At 66.3% G+C, this 20,996-nt stretch carries 24 protein-coding genes and 2 tRNA genes; 12 read left to right on the plus strand and 14 right to left on the minus strand.

Annotation, left to right across the window (positions count from 1 at the left end; all coding sequences use genetic code 11):
- Positions 1-201, plus strand: coding sequence for a chlorophyll a/b-binding protein (locus KUL97_RS07070; RefSeq protein ID WP_217796271.1), 201 nt, complete (start codon positions 1-3; stop codon positions 199-201).
- 18 nt (positions 202-219) lie between these two features.
- Here the strand turns inward: KUL97_RS07070 and KUL97_RS07075 are convergent, their stop codons facing one another.
- From KUL97_RS07075 to psbX, 4 genes are all read right to left on the minus strand, one after another.
- Entirely contained in the window at positions 220-714 is a 495-nt protein-coding gene (locus KUL97_RS07075) for a hypothetical protein (RefSeq protein ID WP_217796272.1), read from the minus strand.
- The gene (locus KUL97_RS07080; RefSeq protein ID WP_254896297.1) at positions 711-1,193 is read right to left on the minus strand and encodes a Tol biopolymer transporter periplasmic protein; all 483 of its coding nucleotides are present in this window, start codon (positions 1,191-1,193) and stop codon (positions 711-713) included. Before KUL97_RS07080 ends, KUL97_RS07075 begins: the two co-directional genes overlap by 4 nt.
- Before the next feature lie 55 nt (positions 1,194-1,248).
- Positions 1,249-2,127, minus strand: coding sequence for a Ycf66 family protein (locus KUL97_RS07085; protein ID WP_217796274.1), 879 nt, complete (start codon positions 2,125-2,127; stop codon positions 1,249-1,251).
- 75 nt (positions 2,128-2,202) lie between these two features.
- Positions 2,203-2,325, minus strand: a complete 123-nt coding sequence (gene psbX, locus KUL97_RS07090; RefSeq protein ID WP_010304513.1) for a photosystem II reaction center X protein — start codon at positions 2,323-2,325, stop codon at positions 2,203-2,205.
- A 104-nt stretch (positions 2,326-2,429) separates the two neighbouring features.
- Here psbX and KUL97_RS07095 point away from each other — a divergent pair, with 104 nt between their 5' ends.
- A complete protein-coding gene (locus tag KUL97_RS07095; protein WP_217796492.1) occupies positions 2,430-2,783 on the plus strand; it encodes a YggT family protein in 354 nt (117 codons plus the stop codon).
- Here KUL97_RS07095 and accC read toward each other — a convergent pair.
- Positions 2,780-4,132 (minus strand): acetyl-CoA carboxylase biotin carboxylase subunit, encoded by a 1,353-nt coding sequence (accC, locus tag KUL97_RS07100; RefSeq protein ID WP_217796275.1) that lies wholly within the window; start codon positions 4,130-4,132, stop codon positions 2,780-2,782. The two genes, KUL97_RS07095 and accC, sit on opposite strands and share 4 nt — an antisense overlap.
- 209 nt (positions 4,133-4,341) lie before the next feature.
- Here accC and KUL97_RS07105 point away from each other — a divergent pair.
- From KUL97_RS07105 to msrB, 3 genes are all read left to right on the plus strand, one after another.
- Positions 4,342-4,423, plus strand: a tRNA-Leu gene (locus tag KUL97_RS07105).
- Positions 4,424-4,482: 59 nt separating this feature from the next.
- Positions 4,483-5,766: a glycosyl transferase gene (locus KUL97_RS07110; protein WP_217796493.1), complete on the plus strand. Its 1,284-nt coding sequence runs from the start codon at positions 4,483-4,485 to the stop codon at positions 5,764-5,766.
- A gap of 28 nt (positions 5,767-5,794) precedes the next feature.
- On the plus strand, positions 5,795-6,196 hold the full coding sequence (msrB, locus tag KUL97_RS07115; RefSeq protein ID WP_217796276.1) for a peptide-methionine (R)-S-oxide reductase MsrB: 402 nt from the start codon (positions 5,795-5,797) through the stop codon (positions 6,194-6,196).
- An 18-nt stretch (positions 6,197-6,214) separates the two neighbouring features.
- On the opposite strand, the gene KUL97_RS07120 is transcribed toward msrB, so the two are convergent.
- Positions 6,215-7,141 carry a PRC-barrel domain-containing protein gene (locus KUL97_RS07120; RefSeq protein ID WP_217796277.1) on the minus strand — a complete coding sequence of 309 codons (927 nt, stop codon included), beginning with the start codon at positions 7,139-7,141 and terminating at the stop codon, positions 6,215-6,217.
- Positions 7,142-7,175: 34 nt separating this feature from the next.
- The gene (gene smc / locus KUL97_RS07125; protein WP_217796278.1) at positions 7,176-10,778 is read right to left on the minus strand and encodes a chromosome segregation protein SMC; all 3,603 of its coding nucleotides are present in this window, start codon (positions 10,776-10,778) and stop codon (positions 7,176-7,178) included.
- A gap of 104 nt (positions 10,779-10,882) precedes the next feature.
- Here smc and KUL97_RS07130 point away from each other — a divergent pair, with 104 nt between their 5' ends.
- Positions 10,883-11,350 (plus strand): DUF883 family protein, encoded by a 468-nt coding sequence (locus KUL97_RS07130; protein WP_217796279.1) that lies wholly within the window; start codon positions 10,883-10,885, stop codon positions 11,348-11,350.
- The gene (locus KUL97_RS07135) at positions 11,347-11,754 is read left to right on the plus strand and encodes a phage holin family protein (RefSeq protein ID WP_217796280.1); all 408 of its coding nucleotides are present in this window, start codon (positions 11,347-11,349) and stop codon (positions 11,752-11,754) included. Before KUL97_RS07130 ends, KUL97_RS07135 begins: the two co-directional genes overlap by 4 nt.
- On the opposite strand, the gene KUL97_RS07140 is transcribed toward KUL97_RS07135, so the two are convergent.
- From KUL97_RS07140 to KUL97_RS13810, 3 genes are all read right to left on the minus strand, one after another.
- Positions 11,720-13,072: a cation:proton antiporter gene (locus tag KUL97_RS07140; protein WP_217796281.1), complete on the minus strand. Its 1,353-nt coding sequence runs from the start codon at positions 13,070-13,072 to the stop codon at positions 11,720-11,722. The genes KUL97_RS07135 and KUL97_RS07140 overlap by 35 nt on opposite strands.
- 45 nt (positions 13,073-13,117) lie before the next feature.
- On the minus strand, positions 13,118-14,272 hold the full coding sequence (locus KUL97_RS07145) for a class I SAM-dependent RNA methyltransferase (RefSeq protein WP_217796282.1): 1,155 nt from the start codon (positions 14,270-14,272) through the stop codon (positions 13,118-13,120).
- 487 nt (positions 14,273-14,759) lie between these two features.
- The gene (locus tag KUL97_RS13810; protein ID WP_303246121.1) at positions 14,760-15,452 is read right to left on the minus strand and encodes a calcium-binding protein; all 693 of its coding nucleotides are present in this window, start codon (positions 15,450-15,452) and stop codon (positions 14,760-14,762) included.
- Between the two features lie 196 nt (positions 15,453-15,648).
- Between KUL97_RS13810 and KUL97_RS07160 the strand changes: the two genes are divergently transcribed.
- Both KUL97_RS07160 and KUL97_RS07165 read left to right on the plus strand, forming a co-directional pair.
- Positions 15,649-15,996, plus strand: a complete 348-nt coding sequence (locus KUL97_RS07160) for a YbjQ family protein (protein WP_217796284.1) — start codon at positions 15,649-15,651, stop codon at positions 15,994-15,996.
- A 47-nt stretch (positions 15,997-16,043) separates the two neighbouring features.
- The gene (locus tag KUL97_RS07165; protein ID WP_217796285.1) at positions 16,044-16,298 is read left to right on the plus strand and encodes a Nif11-like leader peptide family natural product precursor; all 255 of its coding nucleotides are present in this window, start codon (positions 16,044-16,046) and stop codon (positions 16,296-16,298) included.
- Positions 16,299-16,306: 8 nt separating this feature from the next.
- Here KUL97_RS07165 and KUL97_RS07170 read toward each other — a convergent pair whose 3' ends face one another.
- Positions 16,307-16,774, minus strand: a complete 468-nt coding sequence (locus KUL97_RS07170; protein WP_217796286.1) for a hypothetical protein — start codon at positions 16,772-16,774, stop codon at positions 16,307-16,309.
- A gap of 130 nt (positions 16,775-16,904) precedes the next feature.
- Here KUL97_RS07170 and KUL97_RS07175 point away from each other — a divergent pair, with 130 nt between their 5' ends.
- Positions 16,905-17,906: a DnaJ C-terminal domain-containing protein gene (locus tag KUL97_RS07175; RefSeq protein WP_217796287.1), complete on the plus strand. Its 1,002-nt coding sequence runs from the start codon at positions 16,905-16,907 to the stop codon at positions 17,904-17,906.
- Between the two features lie 6 nt (positions 17,907-17,912).
- Here the strand turns inward: KUL97_RS07175 and KUL97_RS07180 are convergent.
- Positions 17,913-17,986: transfer RNA gene (locus KUL97_RS07180), tRNA-Arg, on the minus strand.
- An 83-nt stretch (positions 17,987-18,069) separates the two neighbouring features.
- On the opposite strand from KUL97_RS07180, the gene KUL97_RS07185 reads away from it, so the two are divergent.
- Entirely contained in the window at positions 18,070-18,837 is a 768-nt protein-coding gene (locus tag KUL97_RS07185; RefSeq protein ID WP_217796288.1) for a helix-turn-helix domain-containing protein, read from the plus strand.
- A 29-nt stretch (positions 18,838-18,866) separates the two neighbouring features.
- On the opposite strand, the gene KUL97_RS07190 is transcribed toward KUL97_RS07185, so the two are convergent.
- Both KUL97_RS07190 and rsmI read right to left on the minus strand, forming a co-directional pair.
- On the minus strand, positions 18,867-19,106 hold the full coding sequence (locus KUL97_RS07190; protein WP_217796289.1) for a hypothetical protein: 240 nt from the start codon (positions 19,104-19,106) through the stop codon (positions 18,867-18,869).
- Complete coding sequence (gene rsmI, locus KUL97_RS07195; RefSeq protein ID WP_217796290.1) at positions 19,106-19,978, minus strand: 16S rRNA (cytidine(1402)-2'-O)-methyltransferase; 873 nt, start codon at positions 19,976-19,978, stop codon at positions 19,106-19,108. The genes KUL97_RS07190 and rsmI overlap by 1 nt, the downstream gene beginning before the upstream one ends.
- 23 nt (positions 19,979-20,001) lie before the next feature.
- On the opposite strand from rsmI, the gene KUL97_RS07200 reads away from it, so the two are divergent.
- On the plus strand, positions 20,002-20,922 hold the full coding sequence (locus KUL97_RS07200; RefSeq protein WP_217796291.1) for a 3'(2'),5'-bisphosphate nucleotidase CysQ: 921 nt from the start codon (positions 20,002-20,004) through the stop codon (positions 20,920-20,922).
- The last annotated feature ends 74 nt before the right edge of the window (positions 20,923-20,996 follow it).

The raw sequence follows: 20,996 nt of genomic DNA on the forward strand, positions 1-20,996 counted from the left end.
ATGACCACCTCCCCCGAGACCGAGGCCACCAGCGCCATTCCCGCCACTAGCGCCACCACCAACGACGTGCCCGCCTTTGGCTGGAGCGGTTATGCCGAGCGGGTGAATGGCCGCTTCGCGATGGTGGGCTTTGCGGCGATCCTGCTGGTGGAGGCCATCAGCGGCGATACCTTCCTGCGCTGGGCCGGTTTCGTCGGCTGATGGGCCAGCAGGCCTGGCTCAGGGCAGCTCCAGCAGATCCACCTGCCACAAGCCCCCACGGCTCACCTCCACCGCGAGCACGCGTCCATCAGCACTGAGGCTCACCCGCTGTGGCACCCCCGCCGGTTCGATGGGCACGATCTGTGAGGCCTGCAGGGAGCGCCGGTGCAAGACCAGCTCGCTGCGGTCATCCCGTTGGCGCACCAAGGCGAGGTGCTCGCCCCGTTGATCCACCGCCACATGGATGGGCAAACTGTCTGCGCGGTTGAGACCGGGGAGTGGCACCGGCACGTTGCGGCGGCGATCGATCAACTGCACTTGTGCGCGGCTGCCGGCGCGGCTGGTGATCAGGGCCAGCCAGTTGCTGCTCAGGGAAGGGCTCTGGCTTTCGCCCAGGCGATTGAGCGGTTGATTGAGCCCCTGGATTGGCCGGATCCCCGCCTGGCAGCCCGTCAGCAGCAGGCTGAGCAGGCTGCCGCTGAGGCCTGTCGCTAGCGGAGGCCGCCAGCTCATGGCTGCTCCGGGCCTCCGCCGCTCTCGCGCAAGCCAGGGGCGCGATCGGGTTCGAGCAGACCCGTGAGGCTGAACACCTGGATTCTGCGGCTGCCGCCCTGAATCAGCTCCAGGGCGATGCTCTGGCCATCGGGGGCCAGGCTCAACGACTGGGGCTCCTGGCCGGCGGGCAACCACAGCGGGTGCTGCTGGCCGGTGGCTCGGTCTTCGATCACGGCCTGGCGCCGGCCGCCCTGCTGCACCAGCAGCGCCAGGTAGCGGCCGTTCCAGCTCAGCGCAGGAGCGCTATGGGGCTGGCGGTTGCGCAGATGCCGCAGCGGTAATTCACGGCCGCTGCGGCGTTCCTGAAGCAGCACGGTGGTGCGGCCGCCGCGGTCCACCAGGCTGGCCAGCAGGCGGCCGTCGCCGCTGAGGGCCGGCTGTTCACGCGACTCAACCCCAAGACCGCCCGGCAGCACAGGCTGACGCCGAAAGGGCATCCAGCTGCAACCGCTCACGCCGAAGAGAACGAGCGCCGTCGCGATGAGGAGGCGCTCAGTCGTCGAAGCGGGAGCTGTTGTCGCGTGGGCTGGGCGAGCTGCCGCTGGGGCCGCTGCTGCGGCTGGAGGGAGGAACGGGGCGGAATTCGGCATCGCTCACGCCGGAGTCGCTGGCGCTGCTGGAGGCGGCGGAGGCTTGGCTGCCCTGGGGGCGATAAGGCGTGCCTTCGGGGCGGTCGCTCGGACCTGGCCGGCGGCTGGAGCGGGGCATGGGCTCGTTGGCGGCTGCTGGGCGGCTGCCGCGGCGGCTCTCATCGCGCTCCTGGCGTCGGGCGCCGAATTCACGGCTGGGACCCTCGCTGGGGGCACTGCCGGCGCGATAGCGGCTTGCAGCCGGAGGGGCTTCGCGCCGTTCGCTGCGACCATCCCACTCGTCGCGGGAGGCGGCGCGCTCAGGGATGGCGGCACGGGCAGGAGCTCGGCGGGGCCGGTAGAGGTCGTCCTCCTCGCGTTCGCTGAAGCCCTCCTCGCGGGAGCGGATGCGGCGACGCAGCGGTTGTGGTTCATCGAAGCGATCCACGTCGTCACGCCAGTCGCGTCCGCCACCCATGCGGGGTTTGGGCAGCGGTTCGTCGTCATCGAAAAACGACGAGCGCCGGGCCTGCTCGGTGGTCACGCCCCGGAGCCGCACGCTTTCGTAGCCGAAAAAGACGGTGGTGGCGGCGAGCAGGAACTGACCGAACTGCAGGATCGGGTCGAGGCGCCAGCCCTGGAAAAACAAAATGCCGCCGCAGAGCAAGCCCACGGCGGCGAAAAACACGTCGTAATCGCGGGCCAGGGCGGGCTTGAAGCTCCTCATGAAATAGAGGAGGGCGCCGCCAACGGCCAACACGATCCCAACAATGCTGGCCCAATTCAGGCTGGCGTTGACCACGGATCGCAGCTCCCTTTCAGGCCACTGTAGGGCGGGAGTCGAGAGCGGTTTGGAGAACGCTGGCCGGGGCTGCGATCAGAGCTTGCGGTCGACGCGGTCGTTCTGGCTGATCAGGATCACCGCGATGGTGATGGGGATGACCACGATCACCGCGCCCCACACGAGGCTGCTCAGGAAGTTGGCGAGGGAGGGGGTCATGGCTGTGACGAATCCGCCCGGGATCCTAGGCAGCGATGGCCGCTTCCTACGATCCAGGCACTGCTGCTTAGAGCTTTGTGACGGGGAGCCTTGCCACGGCGGGAATGGAGCAGGCGGCGCCAGCAGGGGCCGACACCCTGGCGCTGCTGCGGCAGGTGCTGCCCCCGGTGCATCTGGTGCTGGGGTTGCTGCTGTCGGCCTGGACGCTGCTGTTCCTGTTCCGCATCGTGCTCACCTGGTACCCGCAGGTGGATCTCTCCCAGGGGATCTGGCGCGTGGTCGCCGTCCCCACCGAACCGTTGTTGGCGTTCACCCGGCGCCTGATCGCGCCGATCGGTGGCGTGGATGTCACCCCCGTGATCTGGTTGGGGCTGATCAGCCTGGTGCGTGAACTGTTGGTGGGTCAGCAGGGCCTGATCACCCAGGTGATGATTCGCGCGAGCGTGATTCCTGCTTAGGCAGGGGGCAGCATCTCCTGCTCCACGAATTTGGTGTGCACATCGCCGGCCTGGAATTCAGGCCGGTCGAGCAGTTGCAGATGGAAATCGATCGTGGTGGGAATGCCCGTGACGGCGCATTCCGAGAGGGCACGGCGCAGGCGCTTGAGCGCGTGGTTGCGGTCGGTGCCCCACACAATCAGTTTGCCGATCAGAGAGTCGTAGAAGGGCGGGATCTCATAGCCCGTGTACACGTGGCTGTCGAAGCGCACGCCGGGCCCCCCTGGCGGTAGCCAGCCGGTGATCTTGCCGGGGGCAGGGCGGAAGTTCTGGCGCGGGTCTTCGGCGTTGATGCGCACCTCGATGGCGTGGCCGGTGAGCTTGATCTCGTCTTGGCGCACAGAGATCGGCTCGCCGCCAGCGATGCGCAGCTGCTCCGCGATTAGGTCGACGCCTGTCACCATTTCGGTGACGGGGTGCTCCACCTGGATGCGGGTGTTCATCTCCATGAAATAGAAGTTGCCGGTGCGGTCCACCAGAAACTCCACCGTGCCCGCGCCCTCGTAGCCGATGGTGCGGGCGGCGGCCACCGCCGCATCACCCATCTGGCGGCGGAGGTCGGCATTGATCGCCACGCTGGGGGCTTCTTCCAGCAGCTTCTGGTGGCGGCGCTGAATCGAGCAGTCGCGCTCGCCCACGTGCACCACGTTGCCGTGGCGATCGGCCAGCACCTGCACCTCCACGTGCCGGGGCCGGTCGATGAATTTCTCCATGTAGAGCCCCGGGTTGCCGAAGGCGGCTTCCGCTTCGCCCTGGGCGGCCTTGAACAGGTTGTCGAGCTGATCGGCGCTCGGCACCAGGCGCATGCCCCGACCACCGCCGCCGGCGGTGGCCTTGATCATGACGGGGTAGCCCATCGACTCGGCCAGGGTGCGGGCCTGATCCACGTTCTCCAGCAGGCCTTCGCTGCCGGGAATGGTGGGCACACCCACGCTCTGCATCGTGGCCTTCGCCGTCGATTTATCGCCCATGGAGCGAATCGATTCCGGCGAGGGCCCCACGAAGGTGATGCCGTGGGCGGCGCAGATCTCAGCGAACTTGTCGTTCTCCGCCAGGAAGCCGTAGCCCGGGTGGATGGCATCGGCGCCGCGGGAGGTGGCGGCCGCCAGGATGTTGGGGATATTCAGGTAGCTCTTGCTGCTGGGCGCATCGCCGATGCACACCGCTTCATCGGCGAGCTGCACGTGCAGAGCGTTGCGATCCACCGTGCTGTACACCGCGACGGTGGGAATGCCGAGTTCGCGGCAGGTGCGCAAGATGCGCAGAGCGATTTCGCCACGGTTGGCGATCAGCAGTTTGCCGATGGGCATCCAGTGGCAGGCCGGCAGATCCGGCAGCGCAGGCCGCAGGGGACTGTATCAGTGCTCACCTGGCTGGATCGCGCCAGGCTGATGGGTATAGTTCCAGGGCAGTGCAGCAGCACTGTTTGCCCTCACGCCTGTTGATAAGGCCGTTCTGGCCCTTGCACAGACGACCAACACCGAGTTCGATCAGCGTTTGCTGCGATCTCAACAACCACGCGGATGTGGTGGAATTGGTAGACACGCACGTTTGAGGGGCGTGTGACTTCGGTCTTGCGAGTTCAAGTCTCGCCATCCGCATTGCTCCACTCACCGATCGAGGCCAGCGTGTGACGCAGCTCGGCGGTTGTGTTGATCCCCTGAGTCCAGCCCGTTCCGGTGCGCCGGATGCGGCGATTGTCCTGGTGTGCAACGGTCCGGGTGAGCTCACCACGTGGGTGCGGCCTCTGGCTCAGCGCTTGCATCGGGAGCTGGCGATGCGCCCCCTGGATGCCCAGTCGCCCATGGCACTGCGGCTGGTGCTTGTGCCCTGCCCCAATGCCACGGGCAGCGAACACCGGGTCGCCCAGGACATGGGCCTGTTTGAGCGCATCCTGCCGGCGGCCCGCTTCTGGTGGCTGTTGCTGCGGCCCCGCCGCTACGGCCCCTGGCCGGCCCGTGGGGTGGTGGTGTTTCTCGGCGGTGATCAGTTCTGGACGGTGCTGCTCTCGGCTCGCCTCGGCTATCGCCACATCACCTATGCGGAGTGGGTGGCCCGCTGGCCCCGCTGGAACGATCGGATCGCAGTCATGGGCTCAGCGGCCGCTGATCGGCTGAGTGCCCGCTGGCAACCCCGCTGCCAGGTGGTGGGCGATCTGATGGCGGATCTCTCGGAATCAGCCCGCAGCGATCAGCCCCTGCCCGAGGGGGAATGGCTGGCGTTGATGCCGGGATCCAAGCGGGCCAAGTTGCAGGTGGGCATGCCCTTTTTGTTGGAGACGGCCGATCGTCTGGCCGGGCTGCGGCCCGGTTGCCGCTTCCTCTTGCCGGTGGCGCCCACCACGAGCGTGCAGGAACTGCTGGCCTACGCCGGCGCAGCCAATCCGATTGCGGCGTTCTACGGCTCCGGCGAGCCGCAGCTGCTGCAGGGGGCTGAGGGGCCGCAACTCTGCACGCCCGCCGGCACACGCATTCACTTGGTGGAGCAGCAGCCGGCCCATGGGGTGCTGAGCCAATGCCGCTTAGCCCTCACCACCGTGGGCGCCAATACCGCTGAGCTGGGGGCCTTGGGGGTGCCGATGATTGTGCTGGTGCCCACGCAGCACCTGCACGTGATGCAGGCCTGGGATGGCGGGTTGGGGATCCTGGCCCGTTTGCCGATCCTGCGCTGGTTGCTGGGGGCGGCCCTCACGGCCTGGCGGATGCGCCATCACGGCTTCCTGGCCTGGCCCAATATTTCGGCGGGCCGAGGGGTGGTGCCCGAGCGGGTGGGGGCGATCACGCCGGCTCAGATTGCTGAGGAAGCGGCCGATTGGTTGGCGCATCCGGAGCGTTTGGAGGGGATGCGCGATGACCTGCGCAGCCTGCGGGGCCAACCCGGCGCTGTGGCGGCCCTGGCGGGCATGGTGCGGGAGCTGCTGCCGCCAGCTGAGCGCGCTCTTTAGGTTGTGGGTCAGCCCATCTCCGCTTTGCATGGCTTCCACGTCCCCCGCTGATCACGAGCAGTGGCGCGATCAGCTCAGCCCTGAGCAGTTCCAGGTGGCGCGCCTGGGGGGCACCGAGCGTGCGTTCACGGGCATCTATTGGGACAACAAGGCCAAGGGCATGTACCGCTGCGTGTGCTGCGGCAGTGAGCTGTTCAGCTCCGACACCAAATACGACTCCGGCAGCGGCTGGCCCAGCTTCTGGGAAGGTGTGAATCCCGAGGCGATCACCACCGTGGAAGACCGCAGCCATGGCATGGTGCGCACCGAGATCAAGTGCGCCAAGTGCGATGCCCACCTGGGGCATGTGTTCAACGACGGTCCCAACCCCACAGGGCTGCGCTACTGCGTGAATTCGGCCTCGCTCAACTTCCAGCCCAAGCAGGGCTGATCGGGTTGCCCGCCGGCGCTACCAGCGATCGGCGTCCCTGGGGTCCATCGGTTCCACATCGACGGGCCCCTCATCGCGCACATAGCGGCGTCGGGTGGGCGGTTCCTCCTCGTAGCGGCGGCGCGGTGCGGCCTCAAGGGGTTCCTCGTCGAGGTAGCGGCGCTGGCGCAGCGGTTCGCGCTCGCGGCGTTGGTCCACCTCCACGTAGTCGTAGTCCTCGTCGGGTTCGAAGCGGCGATTGGTGGCGGGTTCGATGCGGCGCTGCTGCTCCTGCACCGACGGCTGCCCGGCGGCGAGTTGGTTTTCCACCGGCACCATGTTGAGCCGGTAGCGCTCGCGCTCCTCTTCCTCCCAGCTGGGGCCTCCCACTCCAAGCTTCTCCAGCAGGCCCGTGCCCAGCTGCTTGAGCTTCTCCTCGGCGCCCTCGTACACGATGATCCGATCGGGGCCGCTACTCACGATTTCCTCCACCGTGAGCTCCCAGGTGCTCAGCACGCCTTCGCCGAGCAGGGGAATGCCCAGGGCTCCGAGCACCAAGGTGGTGAGTTCGCCGGTTTCGATGTCGAAGCTGAAACCGAGCACCTTGCCGAGCTGCTCGCCCGCTTCGGTGATCACCTGGCAGTTGATCACCCGGGAATAACGATCCGGGTTGAAGCCCTCCGCCAGGGAATCAGCAGAATCCACCAGGATCACATCCCCAACCTGACGGATGCTCTGCAGCGGCATCCAGCGGGGCAGGCCCGGCAGGAAGCGGGTGAGCGGGTTGTCGCGCAGGCCCAGCGCCACCACTTCACGCCGGTCGATGTCGACGACCACCTCGCCCACCACGCCCAGGCGGCGGCCGGAATCGCGGGTGATCACCTGGGTGCCCATCAGCTCCGAGCGCAGCCAGAGGCGATCACTGGGTGTGGCGGTCGGGTCGCTTCCGGGAGGAGTGGTTGTCATGGGCGCATTGTGGCCGAATGGCAAGGCCTGGCACTCAGGCCGCTGGTGGTAATCCCACCACCTGGGTGTGGGCACCGCGGGCCTGGGTCACCCCGATGGTGCGGGTGGCGGCACCGATCATCGGCCGGCGGTGGCTCACCACCAGGAACTGGGCCGCTTCCGCCTGCTGGGCGATCAAGGCCGCCAGCCGCTCCACGTTCACCCCGTCGAGGAAGCTGTCCACCTCATCGAGGGCATAAAAGGGGGAGGGGCGGAAGCGCTGCAGCGCAAACAGGAAGCTCAAGGCCGTGAGCGATTTCTCGCCGCCGCTCATCGAGGCCAGGCGCCGCACCGCCTTGCCCTTGGGATGGGCCACCAGGCTGAGGCCGCCATCGAGGGGCGATTCCGGGTTTTCCAGCTGCAGGTGCCCCTCACCATCGGACAGGCCGGCAAAGATCTCGCGGAAGTGGCCGTCCACGGCCTTGAACGCCTCCATGAAGGCCTCCTGCCGCAGGGTGGCCACGGTTTCGATGCGCAGCAGCAGCTCTTCGCGCTCCTTGCAGAGCACATCCAGCCGCTCCTGAAGATCGGCGAGGCGGGCTTCCAGCTCCTCAAGCTCCTGCAGGGCGAGCATGTTCACCGGTTCGAGCGCTTCCATCCGCGCCTGCAGGCTCTTGAGCTCGGCCTGGAGGGCCTCCAGGCCGTTCTCACGCATCTCCTCAGGAATCTCCGGCAGCGGATCGGGTAGGTCGCGCTGCAGCTGCTCGAGCCGCAGGGCGCCGCTGCGCTCTTGCTCCGCCAGGGCGGTGAGTTCTTCACCGAGGCGCTGCAGCTCCCATTCCTGTTGCTGCAGCGTTTGGCGCTGACGTGAGAGCAGCGCCTCGGCTTCATCGCGGGCCCGCCGCCGTTCGCCGAAGCGCTCCTGCAGCTCCTGCTGCCGCGCCTCTAGCTCGCTGCGTTTGGCTTGATCGGCTTGCTGCTGCTCCTTCCAGGCCGCTCGCTCGGCTACCAGAGCATTCACCGCTTGCACGAGCCGTTGCTCCTCGCCCGTGAGAGCCTGCAGCTGGCTCGCCACCCGCTCGGCCGCCAGGCCCCGTTCGCGCCGGGCGGCGAGCAGGCCATCACGCTGCTGGCGGGCGGCGGTGAGGGCGGCATCGGCGGCCTCCAGCTCCTGCTGCAGCCCTTGCCAGCGCTCGCTGTCGCCGCTGGCCTGGGCGCTGGCTTCCTGGGCTTCCAGGTCTTGCAGGCTCTGCTGCAGCGGGGCCAGCTCGCTGGCGAGGGTTTGCAGCCGCTGCTGGCCGCTGCTCAGATCCGCCTCGATCTGCTGGATCCGGCTGAGCAGCTGTTCACGGCGCTGTTGCAGGGGGCCATGGGCGCGCTGGGCGGCGCTGCGTTCGGCCTCGAGGGCAGCGCGGCGCTGCTCAAGGCGGCTCAGTTGCGGACGCAGCTCTTCGAGTAGGCGGCCCAGCTCGGCCTCCTTGCGGCGGCTGGCGGCCAGGGTTTCGCCCAGCTCCAGCAGGCGCCGGCGCAGGGGTTCGGCTTCATCGGCATCGCTGGCGGCACCAAAGCTGAGCTGGTTGCCCCGCTGCTGGAAGCTGCCGCCGGTCATGGCACCGCTCTTCTCGAGCAGCTCGCCATCGAGGGTCACCGCTCGGGCGCGGCCCAGTTCGCGCCGGGCACTGGCTAGATCCCGGAACACCAGCGTGTCACCAAACACGTAGCGGAACACCTCGCCATACACCGGTTCAAAGCGCACCAGCTCCACCGCCCGGCCCACCAACCCATCACCGCTGCTGCCGCCGCGCTGGAAGGCGGCACTGTTGCTGCCACTCCCGCTGCCACCGCCGCGGATCTTGTTGAGGGGTAGGAAGGTGAGCCGGCCGGCGCGGCGGCTCTTGAGCAGCTCGATCGCGCGGGCGGCGATGCGGTCGTCGTCGACCACCACCTGGCCGAGCCGTGCGCCGGCGGCCACCTCCAGGGCGAGGCGGTGCAGTTCCTCCACCTCCCCCAGCTGAGCCACCGGGCCGTGGATGCCATCGAGGCCGGCTTCCAGCAGCAGGCGCAGGGCGCCGGTGCCGCGGCTCTCCTGGATGGTTTCCCGGCGTGATTCGAGGCGGGCGATCTCGCGCTCAAGGTTCACCTGCTCCTGCTCGAGCCGCTGACGGGTGCGCTGCTGCAACGCCAGGGCCTCGGCCAGGTCCTGGGCTTGGCCTTGCTGGGCCTGCAGGGTGTTGAGCAACTGCTGCCATTCGCCCTCCAGTTGGCTGAGGGAGCTGGCCACACCGTCGCTGTTGGCGGCGTCATCGGCCTGTTGCTGCTGCAGTTCCACGAGCCGTTCCTGCTCCTGCTGCAGCCGGGCTGCCAGTTGCTGCTGTTCGGCCTGCAGCGGGGACAGCCGGGCCTGCAGCTCCTGGCGCCGTTGGCTGCGCTGCTTCTGCTCCTCCATCCAGCTGCCGCTGCGGCCCGCCACTTCACCCAGGCGGCGGCGTGAGAGCTCCACGGCTGATTCGGCGCTGCGGCAACTGGTTTCCGCCTGCTCAAGGGCGGCGTCATCGTCTGGGGCGGCCAGTTGGCTTTGCTGTTGGCGCAGCTCGCCCTGTTGGCGCGCCAGCTCTTGGCGCTGGCGTTGCAGTTCCTCAGCGTTGAGCTGGTGTTTCTCCGCCTGACGGGCCAGCTCGCGGCCACTGGCCTCCAGCCCCGCCAGCTCCGATTGCACCGCCAGCAGGCTGTCTTCCCCGAGGGCTTTCACCTCGGCCTGCAGCGCTTCGAGCGCTTTGGCCGACTGCTCCAGGGCAGTTTTGGCTTCGCTGATGGCGGCGCGATCGCTCTGCTGCTGACGGCCCAAGGCCTCCTGGCGGCTCTGCAGCTGCCGCTGCTCCTGCTGCGCCAGCTCAAAGCCCAGCACCTGCTCTTGCAGCCGGCCCCGCTGGAAGCGCTCGCGCAGATCTTGATAGGTGCGGGCCTTGGCGCAATCGCGCTCCAGCTTCTGGCGCGACACGAGCAGCTCCTGTTGCACGATGGCGCAGCGCTCCTCGCGCTCCTGCACTTCCGTGAGCTTGCCGCGGGTCTGCTCGATGCGGGAATCGAACAGGGCCACGCCGGCCAATTCGTCGATGATGCCGCGCCGTTCCTTGGCGCTCATCGACACGATGCGGGTCACATCGCCCTGCATCACCACGTTGCTGCCTTCCGGGTCCACCCGCAGGCGCCGCAACTGGGTTTGCAGCTGCTGCAGGTTGCAGGCCACGCCATCGGCGCTGTAGCTGCTGGCGTAGGTGCCGCCGGGGGCGATGCGCAGCCGGCGCGTCACCGACCATTCCTGCTGGCCGGGTTGGATCCAGGGACCTTCCTCGGGGGCCTCGAGGCCCGCTTCCGCCTCATCGGGCTGCCAGTCGCGTAGGTCGAAGCGCACCGTCACCACGGTTTCAGCCGCCTTGCCCTGCTTGAGCATGGCGCTGTTCACCAGGTCGGGCAGGCGTTCGGCCCGCATGCCGCGGCTGCTGGCCAGGCCAAGGCAGAACAGCACGCCGTCAAGGATGTTGCTCTTTCCGCTGCCGTTGGGGCCAGTCACCACCGTGAAGCCCTGCTCGAGGGGGATAGTCATCGACCCCCCGAACGACTTGAAGTGCGTCAGCTCTACCTGATTGATGTGAACCAACAGGCCCGAGCGCCGAGCAGCTGCAAGGTAGCGGAGCCCCTGACGTTTTCAAGCCGCCGTCCTTAGCTTGGGCGCAGCACCCCAGCCATCGGGCTTGTTGCGCCATGGATCCACACCCCGCCGGCGACACCACCGCTGAGCCCCAGGGCCCCGCTCCCACCGCCGACGCTCCTGCGGCCGCCGCCCATCAGTTTCGGGATCGCTTCGAGAGCCTTCTGCCCTCGATCCAGCGGGAATGGCCGGAGGTGGCGCGGCACACCCTCGAAGCCACCCGCGGCAGTTTCGACACGGTGGTGGAGGTGATCGCTCGTCAGACCGGCCGCACCAGCGAAGGTGTGAAGGAGCAGCTGCTGGAGCTGGTGCAGGTGACGGGTGATCAGGCCCATCACCTGGCTGACTCGCTTCGGCCCCTCGAGGAGCAGCTCGAGCAGTTGCTCGACGACCTCAATGCCAGCCTGCGGCCTCGGATCGAGAAGCCGGTGCGGGAGCGGCCGCTGATGGCTCTGGGGATCGCTGCGGGTGTGGGTGTGTTGCTGGGTGTGCTGCTGGCTTCAGGCCGGCGTTCGGCATGAGCGAGAGCAGCGGAAACGGCCGCGAGGAGCGCCGCCGGGGGCTGCCGCTGGAGGCGGCCTCGCGCATCACGGGTTTGGTCACATCCGTGATGGATCTGCATGTGCGCATCGCCCTCAAGGAGGTGGATCGGGAGAAGCGGCGCCTGATCATCGGTGTGCTGCTCCTGGGGGGCGGCTTGGCGTCGCTGCTAGTGGCCTTGCTGGCCGCTGAGCTCGCGCTGCTGCTGTGGCTGGTGCTCATCAAGGGCTGGGGCTGGATTCAGGCCTTGCTGGCGTGGGCCGCCGCCAACCTGGTGTTGAGCGGGATCTTGCTGCGTGTGGGCGGTCAGCTCACCAAAGGGCCGTATCTGCCGGAAACGATGGCGGGCCTCACGAAGACGACGCGGGCGTTGGTGGGGCGTTGAGCCAGCGGCAGATCGGGGGTAGGGAAAGCCCCTGCAGCAGCAGGTTGAGGATCACGGCGATGAACACGATGCTCTGGCAGTTCTGAGCCAGCTCAGCGGCCAGGGCCGGATCCAGGCCCTTGAGGTTGGGGATGGCGCGGGCCACGTTGAACGACAAGGCCAGCGGCACTGCCCCGCGCAGGCCGCACCAGGCGATCAGGCTGGAATCCCGAAGGTGGAACGGTGAGGCGTGCTGGAAGCAGAACACGCTCACCGGCCTCGCCACCAGCATCAAGGCGGCGGCAGCGGCAATGCCAGCAGGCAGAGAGGGAATGAGATCGGCAGGGTTGACCAATAGCCCGAAGAGCAGAAAGATGCTGATCTCCGTCATGGTGTTGAACGGCAGCAGTACTTCTTGGATGCTTTGGTGGTTGATCTGGGTGTCTTGGTAATGCAGGTTGGCCATGAACACACCCGTTGCGTACACCGCCACATACCCAGAACCTCCCAGGAAGTAGGCACAGCCGTAATCGATAAATGCGATCGACATCGCTACCACCAGCAGTTGCTCTTTGTCGATGACGAAGCGGTTGATCACCAGCTTGGCGATATAGCCAAAGCCCACGCCTACTAGGAGGCCTGAGCCCAGCTTCTGCAGCAGGCTGCTCGAAGCATTCAGGGCCATTGCCGGCATCGATTCAGTGGTGCCGCTTGTGACGGTGAAGAAGCTCAGGCAGATGCTGTAGATGATCAGTGCGGAGGGATCATTCACCGACGATTCGAATTCCAGGAGGTGGCGCACCCGCTCAGGTACCTGCCGCTGAACCTGGCGCAGCACACTCAATGTGGCGCCCGCATCGGTGGAGCCCAGGCAGGCCGCAATCAGAAATGCTGCCCCCAGAGGCATGGTTTCGGTCAGCCCCGGCACCAGGCTGCTTCCACTGGCCGAGCTCAACCAGTAGATCGCCGCGCCCAGGATCAGCGTGGAGATGGCCACTCCGCCAACAGCCAGCAGTAAGCCGTATGCGAGGAAGCCTCGAATCGATTGAATGTCTGTTTTTAGTCCGGCATAAAAGAGCAGGAGGGCGAGTGCGAACACATGGATCTTCTCCACTTCTCCATGGCTCACATCCAGCACATGGATGTTGATCATCAGCCCCAGGGCTAGAACGCCCAGGATCGCCGGTACGCCAATGCGGATTGAAAAGCGGCTCACGATCAAGGTGCCAAGAAACACCACCCCGATGAACAGCACCTGTGCTTCCAGCGGCACCGCTTCCAGCGATGGGGGGCCAGCTTCAGCGGCGCTCCCCAGCAATGGGCCCAGGTTTGGGAGCATTACAGGTGCCGCAGTTAGCTGGATTCTCGGATGTGAGCGTCCGCGTCAGCGCACGGCGTAGTGCAGCCAGCGGCAATCGATGCCGCCATTGCTCACCGGGATGCGCCGGCTCGCTTTCATCCGCAGGGCGCCGGTGAGCTCCGGGTTGCCGCTCAGCAGCCAGACATCCCAGCCGCTGCAGCGCTCTTTCACCATCCGGCCCAGATCGGCATAGAGGGGCTCGAGGGCATCGCGATCCCCGATGCGTTCGCCGTAGGGCGGGTTGCACACCAGCACGCCAGGGCCCTGTGGGGGTTGGAAGCTGCGGAAATCGCCGCGCTCGATGGTGACGGCATGACCCACGCCCGCGGCTTCGGCATTGGCGCGGGCCTGATCCACCACCGTGCCATCGAGTTCGAGCCCCACCACGGGCGCCAGTGGCTGGCCATCAGCGAGCAGCTGGCGTTCGCTTTTTCCGGCTTGCTCCAGTGCCTGGCTCCAGAGCTGCCCGTTGAAATCGGGCCAGCGCTCGAGGGCAAAGCGGTGCTCGAGCCCGGGGGCGCGGCCCAGGGCCATGCAGGCTGCCTCGATCAGCAGGGTGCCGGAGCCGCAGAGCGGATCGGCGAGGGGCACGCTTCCATCCCAGCCCGTGAGGCGGATTAGCCCGGCGGCCAGGTTTTCTTTCAGCGGTGCCAGGCCCATGCGGGGGCGGTAGCCGCGGCGGTGCAGGCTCTCGCCGCTGCCATCCACGCTCAGCCGGGCTTGGCCGCCGCCCAGGTGCACGTGGATGGAGAGATCGGGAGCATCGAGATCCACCGAAGAGCGCTCCCCCCAGCGCTGCCGCTGCCAATCCACCAGGGCGTTCTTCACCTGGAGGGCGCTGTAGTGGCTGTGGGTGAGGCCTGGCAGGCTGCCGCTGGCATCCACGCGGAAGCTGAGTTCTGGCGGGAGCCACTGCTCCCAGTCGGCGGCGCGCTGCACGCCGGCGTACAACTCCTCGCGGTTGCGGCAGGGGAACACCGCAAGCTGCCGCAGCAGCCGGAAGGGCAGGCGGACCTGCAGTTGCAGCCGGTAGAAGCCGGCCAGATCCGTGCGGAAGCCCACAGCGCGGTGCAGGGCCTTCACGCCCGTGGCCCCGAGCTCGCTCAACTCTTCTGCGCCGCATGCCTCAAGCCCCGGTGGCAGCACTGCGGTGCACTGGATCAGCTGCTGTTCGGTCATGCCCACCCCTGCACCCTGTGCTTGCTCCTGCCACAATGCAGGAGTCCGGTTTCGGCCGGACTAGGTGGCTCACACCAGTGCTTCGGACAGCGGTTCGATTCCGCTCAGCTCCATTCCCCCATCTCGGGGCTGCAATGGTTTCGACGGGGCATAAGGAGGGTGACTGAAGCCTGCTCGGTCAGAGCAAACACGTAACAGCGAACAACATCGTTCGTTTCTCCCGTCAGACCGCCCCTGTGGCCGCCTGACCCTATTAAGGGAGATGGGGTGAGATCAGCCTTATCAACCAAATGATCCATGGGGGCTGGAAGGCCCCTTCTAACGATTGAGAAGCTGTGATCTCCGCCCCGCTCGATGACGGGGCGGAGAGGTGTGAGTCTGCCGGGGGTTTGATCAGCTCAACCACGCTGCCCTGCCTTTCCCGAGCGGGGTGTTGTATGGCTTTCAGGCCACTGAAATGGACATCAGGCTCCCCGGCAGGGTGGCATTAAAACGCCATGGGGTAGTCGGTGCTTGCTCCGAAGAGGACGTTGGTGTTGGATCCAAAGAGGGGAGATTTGAACGGATTCATGTTCAGACCTGCATCGTCGAGGGAGATGAGTTGTGATTCCAGGCCCTTGAGGGCCGCCAGTGCATCCTCTTTGGAGAACCAGTTCACGGCATCAAAGTTCCAGTGATCGATGCGCTGAATTTTTTCCGCACCAAAGAACCTGCCGCCTTTGATGATTGGGTCGAACGCTCGCTGCTTGCCGGCTCCTTGGGGAGCATCCTGAGACGGGTCTTCCGCTTCATCGCTTGATTCAGTGGGTTCGATGTAGATGCGATCGTCACCCTCTCCCCCGCTGATGGTCGTATCGTCTTCGCGAAGTGTGATGGTGTCTTCTCCGCTGCCGCCGTCCACGGAATCCTGGCCATCGGGATTCAGCACGATGAAGTCATCACCCTCGCCGCCGTAGATGGTGTCGTTTCCGCCGCCGCCGTAAATGGTGTCGTTGCCGGTTCCCGCATAAATCACATCATCGCCATCGGTTCCGATGATGTAGTCATCGCCGTCGGTGCCATCAATGATGTTGTCGCTGTCCGCTTCTATCTGAGGAGTGTCGTTGTCCTTGGTTTGTGTCTTGATGGTCTGGCTGATCTTTTTGTCTTTCTTGCTGGCTTTCGAGAATTGGAAGGACATGACTGAAATGAGGTTGAGGTGGGTATTCGTTGGGATCTCTCCCTCCGATGCACGCACCATCGCCGGGTTTTCCGGCCTCCTCATTGACCTGGCTCAATCCCCCCTGTGATCTTGCTCACACCAGCCCAGAAGCACTGCGCCGCAATGGCTGTTTGGTGATTCATGCTGGAACGAGAGAGCTTCACCGGTCCCTGCGATGAGTCGCCCCCTGCCCGTCACCACCACCTTCGAGCTCCCCGGCTACCGGATCCTCGAGTGTCGTGGTGTGGTGCGCGGCATCGTGGTGCGCTCGCCAACCCTGCTGCAGGGGTTCCTGGGTGGCCTCAAAACGATGATTGGCGGTCGCATCGGGGCCTACACGGCGATGTGCGAGCAGACCCGGCAGCAGGCTTACGACGAGATGGTGGATCACGCCCGTCAGCTCGGTGCCAACGCCATCGTGGGGATGCGCTACGACGGCTCCACCGTGGAGACGGGTTCCACTGGCGCTACCGAGGTGCTCTGCTACGGAACAGCCGTGTTGGTAGAGCCACTCTTGGCTTGAGGGCCGCCGGTCTGAGAGCATCTCCGCCAGGCCCCTGCCCTGATGCTGTGTCTGTTGCCAATCTGAAGGCGTTCCTCGAGAAGGCTCAATCCGACGAGGACCTGCGTCAGAAGCTCCATGCCGCCACGGGCATGGACGACATCGTTGATCTCGCAGCAGCCCACGGCCACAGCGTGGACAAGGCGTCTGTGCTGCGTGCCCATGGCGAAGCCCTCAGCGGTGCCAGCGACCACGAGCTCAAGGCCATCAACAGCTGGGGTGATGCCCTGATGCACTGCTTCGGGGCTACCGAAGAGGAGTGATCCCCGGCTCAGCGGCGACCGCTTGATCCAGAGCTGTAGCCGCTCCAGATCTCCAGTTCTTCCAGGCTGAGCACGCCGAGGCGCCGCTCCCCGTTGAGATCCCAGGTGGGGTAGCCCTTCACCTGGGCTTTTTGGCATTGCTGACGGCCGGCGTCGTCCTTGTCGCACTCCACATAGGGGAGTAGTTCGATCGCTTCCAGGCCGAAGAGTTCTTTTTGGTGATTGCAATGGGGGCACCACCAGGCCCCGTAGACCACAGCGCCCTTCTGTTTGAGGTGCCTGGCCAGGGCTTTTTGCCGGTTGGTGGAGGGTTGAATCGCGGCGTTGGAGGTGCTGCTGCCACCGCTGTCGGCTGCGGAAGCGCCAGAGCCAAGCACCAGCGAGCCTGCGGCGATCAGGGCCAGTGTCCAGGGGAGGCTTGTTCTGGTGTGGATGCCTCTCAAAGGGCGCAGGAGACGATCAAAACCACCAGGCATGGCAAGGCGCGCGCATCGCCTCGACCCTAAACGTGCTGCAGCGTTCGGCCTTCCGCCCCGAAGCGCCGCACCAGTCCCGCCGGGTGGCTGGGAGACTGGCAAGGCCGGCCACGGTCCCCCAGCAACTGCGATGAGCGCCAACGGATATCGCGATTATTTCAAGGTGCTCGGGGTGGAGCGCAGCGCCGACGCCGACACGGTGAAGAAGGCTTTCCGCAAGCTGGCCAGGCAGTACCACCCGGACGTGAATCCCGGTGACAAGGGCGCCGAGGCCAAGTTCAAAGAGATCAGTGAGGCCTACGAGGTGCTCTCCGATCCCGACAAGCGCAAGCGCTATGAGCAATTCGGCCAGTACTGGAACCAGGCCGGCGGAGCCGGTGGTGCCGGCGTGGATGTGGACTTTGGTCGCTACGGCAATTTCGACGACTTCATCAACGATTTGCTGGGCCGCTTCGGTGGTCCCGGTGGTGGCGGCTTCGCTGGAGGACCAAGCGGATTCGGTGGTTTCGGCTCGGGCTTCCCCGGTGGATTCGGTGCTTCCGGGTTCCCCGGTGGCGGTTTTGCCGGAGGCGGGCCGCAGCGGGCTCAGGCGCCCAATCTTGACGCCGAAGCCAGCATCACGCTGAGTTTTTCGGAAGCGTTTCGTGGCTGTGAACGCACCCTGGCGGTGAATGACGAGCGTGTGCAGGTGCGCATCCCCGCCGGCGTGAAGCCCGGCAGTCGCCTGCGGTTGAAAGGAAAAGGCAATCTCCAGCCCGGCACGGGGCGCCGCGGTGATCTTTATCTCAACCTTCAATTGCAGGGCCACCCGGTGTGGAGCTTGGATGGCGATCAGCTCAAGGCCGATCTCCCCCTCAGCCTCGATGAACTAGCCCTCGGTGGCGAGGTGCGTGTGGCCACGCCTGATGGTGAAGCCACGGTCACGGTTCCCCCTGGCATGGCAGTGGGCCGGAGCTTGCGGCTCAAGGGCAAAGGCTGGCCTACTAAAGGTGGCCGAGGCGATCTGCTGCTCAGCCTCAGCCTCAAGCACCCCGCCAGCTACAGCGACCAAGAAAAGCAGCTGCTGGAGCAACTGCGAGCTGCACGCAGCACCGATCCGCGGGCGGATTGGATCAGCGCGGCGCGGCTCTGATCAAAACGCCCCCTGATGGATTCGAACCATCGACCGGCTGCTTAGAAGGCAGCTGCTCTATCCAGCTGAGCTAAGGGAGCTGACGCTGGGCATTGTGGCAGTTGGTCTCTGGTGACGCAGCCTCTGGGGGCTTCTATGGTGGTGTGCTGCGCATCAAGGCTCAATGCCCGCTCCACGGCTTAACGACAGCCAGAAAGAGGAGCTGGTCGCTCGCTACCGCCAGGGGGAGACGGCTCAGGCTTTGGCCGCTGCTTATGGCTGCAGCCCGAACACGGTGAGCCGGGTGCTGAAGGCAGCCCTGGATCCCCAGGAGATGGAGGCAATCAAGCGCCAGTCGCGGGGGAAAGCGGCGGCACCAGTTGCTGAGGTAGAGGCGGCTGCACCGGCTGTGGAGGCATCTCCCGAAACCCCTGAGGTGGTTGAAGCCCCGCCAACACCAGCTGCGGCGGAGCAGGCTCTTCCCGACGACGACGACCAGCACAAGCTGGCGATTGACGACGCCGATGACTTCGGCGACGAAGGCCTCGAGGACGCAGATAGCGGCCCTGATGACGGCAGCGACGATGCTGATGACGCGGCGACCGAAGCAGTGGTGGCGGATCCAGCCGTTGTGCTGGAAGCCCAACCCCTGATCCCCGGCGCGCTTCCCGCCAGCGTGTACCTACTGGTGGATAAGACCGTGGAGCTTCAGCCCCGGCCGCTGGCGGAGTTCACGGAGTTGGGCTCCCTGCCGGAAGAGGAACAGGAGCGTCAGGCCCTGATGCTGTACACCAATCCCCGTCAGGCCAAACGCCAGTGCGGACGAACCCAGCGGGTGATCAAGGTGCCGGATGCAGGGGTGCTGGAACGCCGCTCCTCCTATCTCGTCGCCCAGGGCATCACACGGCTGGTGGTGGAAGGGGGAACACTGTTTGCTCTGGCGAACAACTGAGCTCAGACTCTTCCTGCTGAGGTGATCGCCTACACGTTGTGGCTCTGATCGCTTCGCGGCAGAAGCAGTGCGGTCGTCACACCGCCGCTGATCACGCCGGTGACCAGTGCCATTCCCAGCAGAAAGCCGGTGGGCAATTCGGCGGTTTTGCCGAAGCCCAGGTTGAGCCGAGCCCGTTGATCCAGGTTCTGGGCGCCGAGGCAGAGAATCAACAGCAGCAGTACGCCGCCCCCCAGACTTGCCACTAGCAGGCGCAGGCGCAGCAGCATCAGCTCGGTTCCTCAGCCCGATGCAGCAGAGCGTAAAGCTCTCGGCGAGCCATGCCCGTTTCATGCGCCAGTTGCCGGGCGGCATCGCTGCGGCTGAGGCCGGAGGCCACCAGGGCTGAGAGCGCAGCATGCAAGTCGGCTTCGCTGCGTGGTGGGGCTGTTTCGGTGGCGGCGCCCCCCAGCACAATCGTGAATTCTCCCTGGGGCGCCTGCTGGCGGAAGTGCGCCAGCGCCGCCGACACGCTCGGGCCGATCTGTTGCTCGTGCCGTTTGGTGAGCTCCCGCGTTACAGCGATGGGGCGATCGCCCAGCTCCGCTAGGAGGTCTTCGAGCAGCTGGAGCAGGCGATGCGGCGCCTCGAATAGCACCAGAGTGCGGGGTTCTGTAGCCAGCTCCTGCAGCCGAGCACGCCGTTGTGTGCTCTTGGGCGGTAGGAATCCTTCAAAGCAGAAGCGCCCGGCGGGCAGGCCGCTGCTCACCAGGGCGGTGGTCACCGCGCAGGGGCCGGGCACGCAGATCACCGTGCGCCCGGCGGCGCGTGCCGCTGCGACCAGCGCCTCGCCGGGGTCGGAAATGCCAGGCAGACCCGCATCGCTGATCACCGCGATCGCGTCTCCGGCCTCGAGGGCCTCCAGCAATTCCGGGATGCGGGCGGTTTGGTTGTGCTCGTGAAAGCTCACCAGCCGCGGCGCTTGATCCCCGCTGCGCAACCCCAGATTGTGCAGCAGCAGGCCGCTGTGGCGGGTGTCTTCGCAGGCGATGCGCTGCACATGCCCGAGCACATGGCGGGCCCGCGGCGAGAGATCGCCCACGTTGCCGATGGGAGTACCCACCAGATAGAGCACCCCAGCAGCCGGTTCGGCGCCCTGCATCACAATGCCCCTTTGCCAGCTCCATGATGCCCGCCGCCGCCTGCATGCCCCCGGGGATCGATGAGCAGGCGCTGCTGGCGGAATTGCGCCGGTTGAGCTGGGGTGCGGCCGACATCCTGCTGGCCTACGGCCGCGGCGAGCAGCCCCCCTACGGCTTCCCCAAGGCCCTGAGCGTGGATGAAGGCGGCGAAGGTCCGGTGAGCGCCGCAGATCTGGCGGTGAATCAGTGGTTGCTGGAGGGCCTGGTGAAGGCGTTCCCCGATGCCGGCTGGACGCTCCTCAGCGAGGAAACCGCCAAGGAGCAGCTCACCGCTGGTGAGCCCCTCGATGCCGAGTGGCTGTGGATCCTCGATCCCCTCGATGGCACCAAGGATTTTCTGCAGGGCACCGGCGAATACGCCGTGCATCTGGCCCTGGCCCACAACGGCGAGCCGGTGCTGGGTGTGGTGTTGCTGCCGGAGATGGAGGAGCTGTGGATTGGTCTCGTGCCCCAGCAGCGGGCCTGGTGCGAAAACCGCGCCGGTGAGCAGCGGCCCGCCAACCTCAGCCCCCGCCAGGCCCTGGGTGAGTTGGTGCTCGTGGCCAGCCGCAACCACCGTGATCAGCGCCTGGAGCAGCTGCTGGAGGCCTTGGCCCTGGGCGACACCAAGGCGATCGGCAGCGTGGGCGGCAAGGTGGCCACGATCCTGCGGGGCGAAACCGACCTCTACATCTCGCTGTCGGGCAAGAGTGCCCCGAAGGATTGGGATATGGCGGCCCCGGAAGCGGTGCTGCGCGCCGCTGGTGGTGCCTTCACCCACGCCGATGGCCGCTCCCTCAGCTACAACGACGGCGACATCCGCCAGGCCGGTTGCCTGATCGCCAGCCACGGCCGCAGCCACCGTGAGCTTTGCGAGAAGGCAGCCCGGGCGATGGCCACGATTGATCCAGGTTTTGCTGTGTGATCGCTGGTCCGCCTAAACAGCGGATCGCCATGAAAAAGCCGGCCCTGCAGGGCCGGCTGGTGAGAGCGATTCAG

Source organism: Synechococcus sp. HK05, assembly GCF_019104765.1.
Classification (GTDB): Bacteria; Cyanobacteriota; Cyanobacteriia; order PCC-6307; family Cyanobiaceae; genus Vulcanococcus.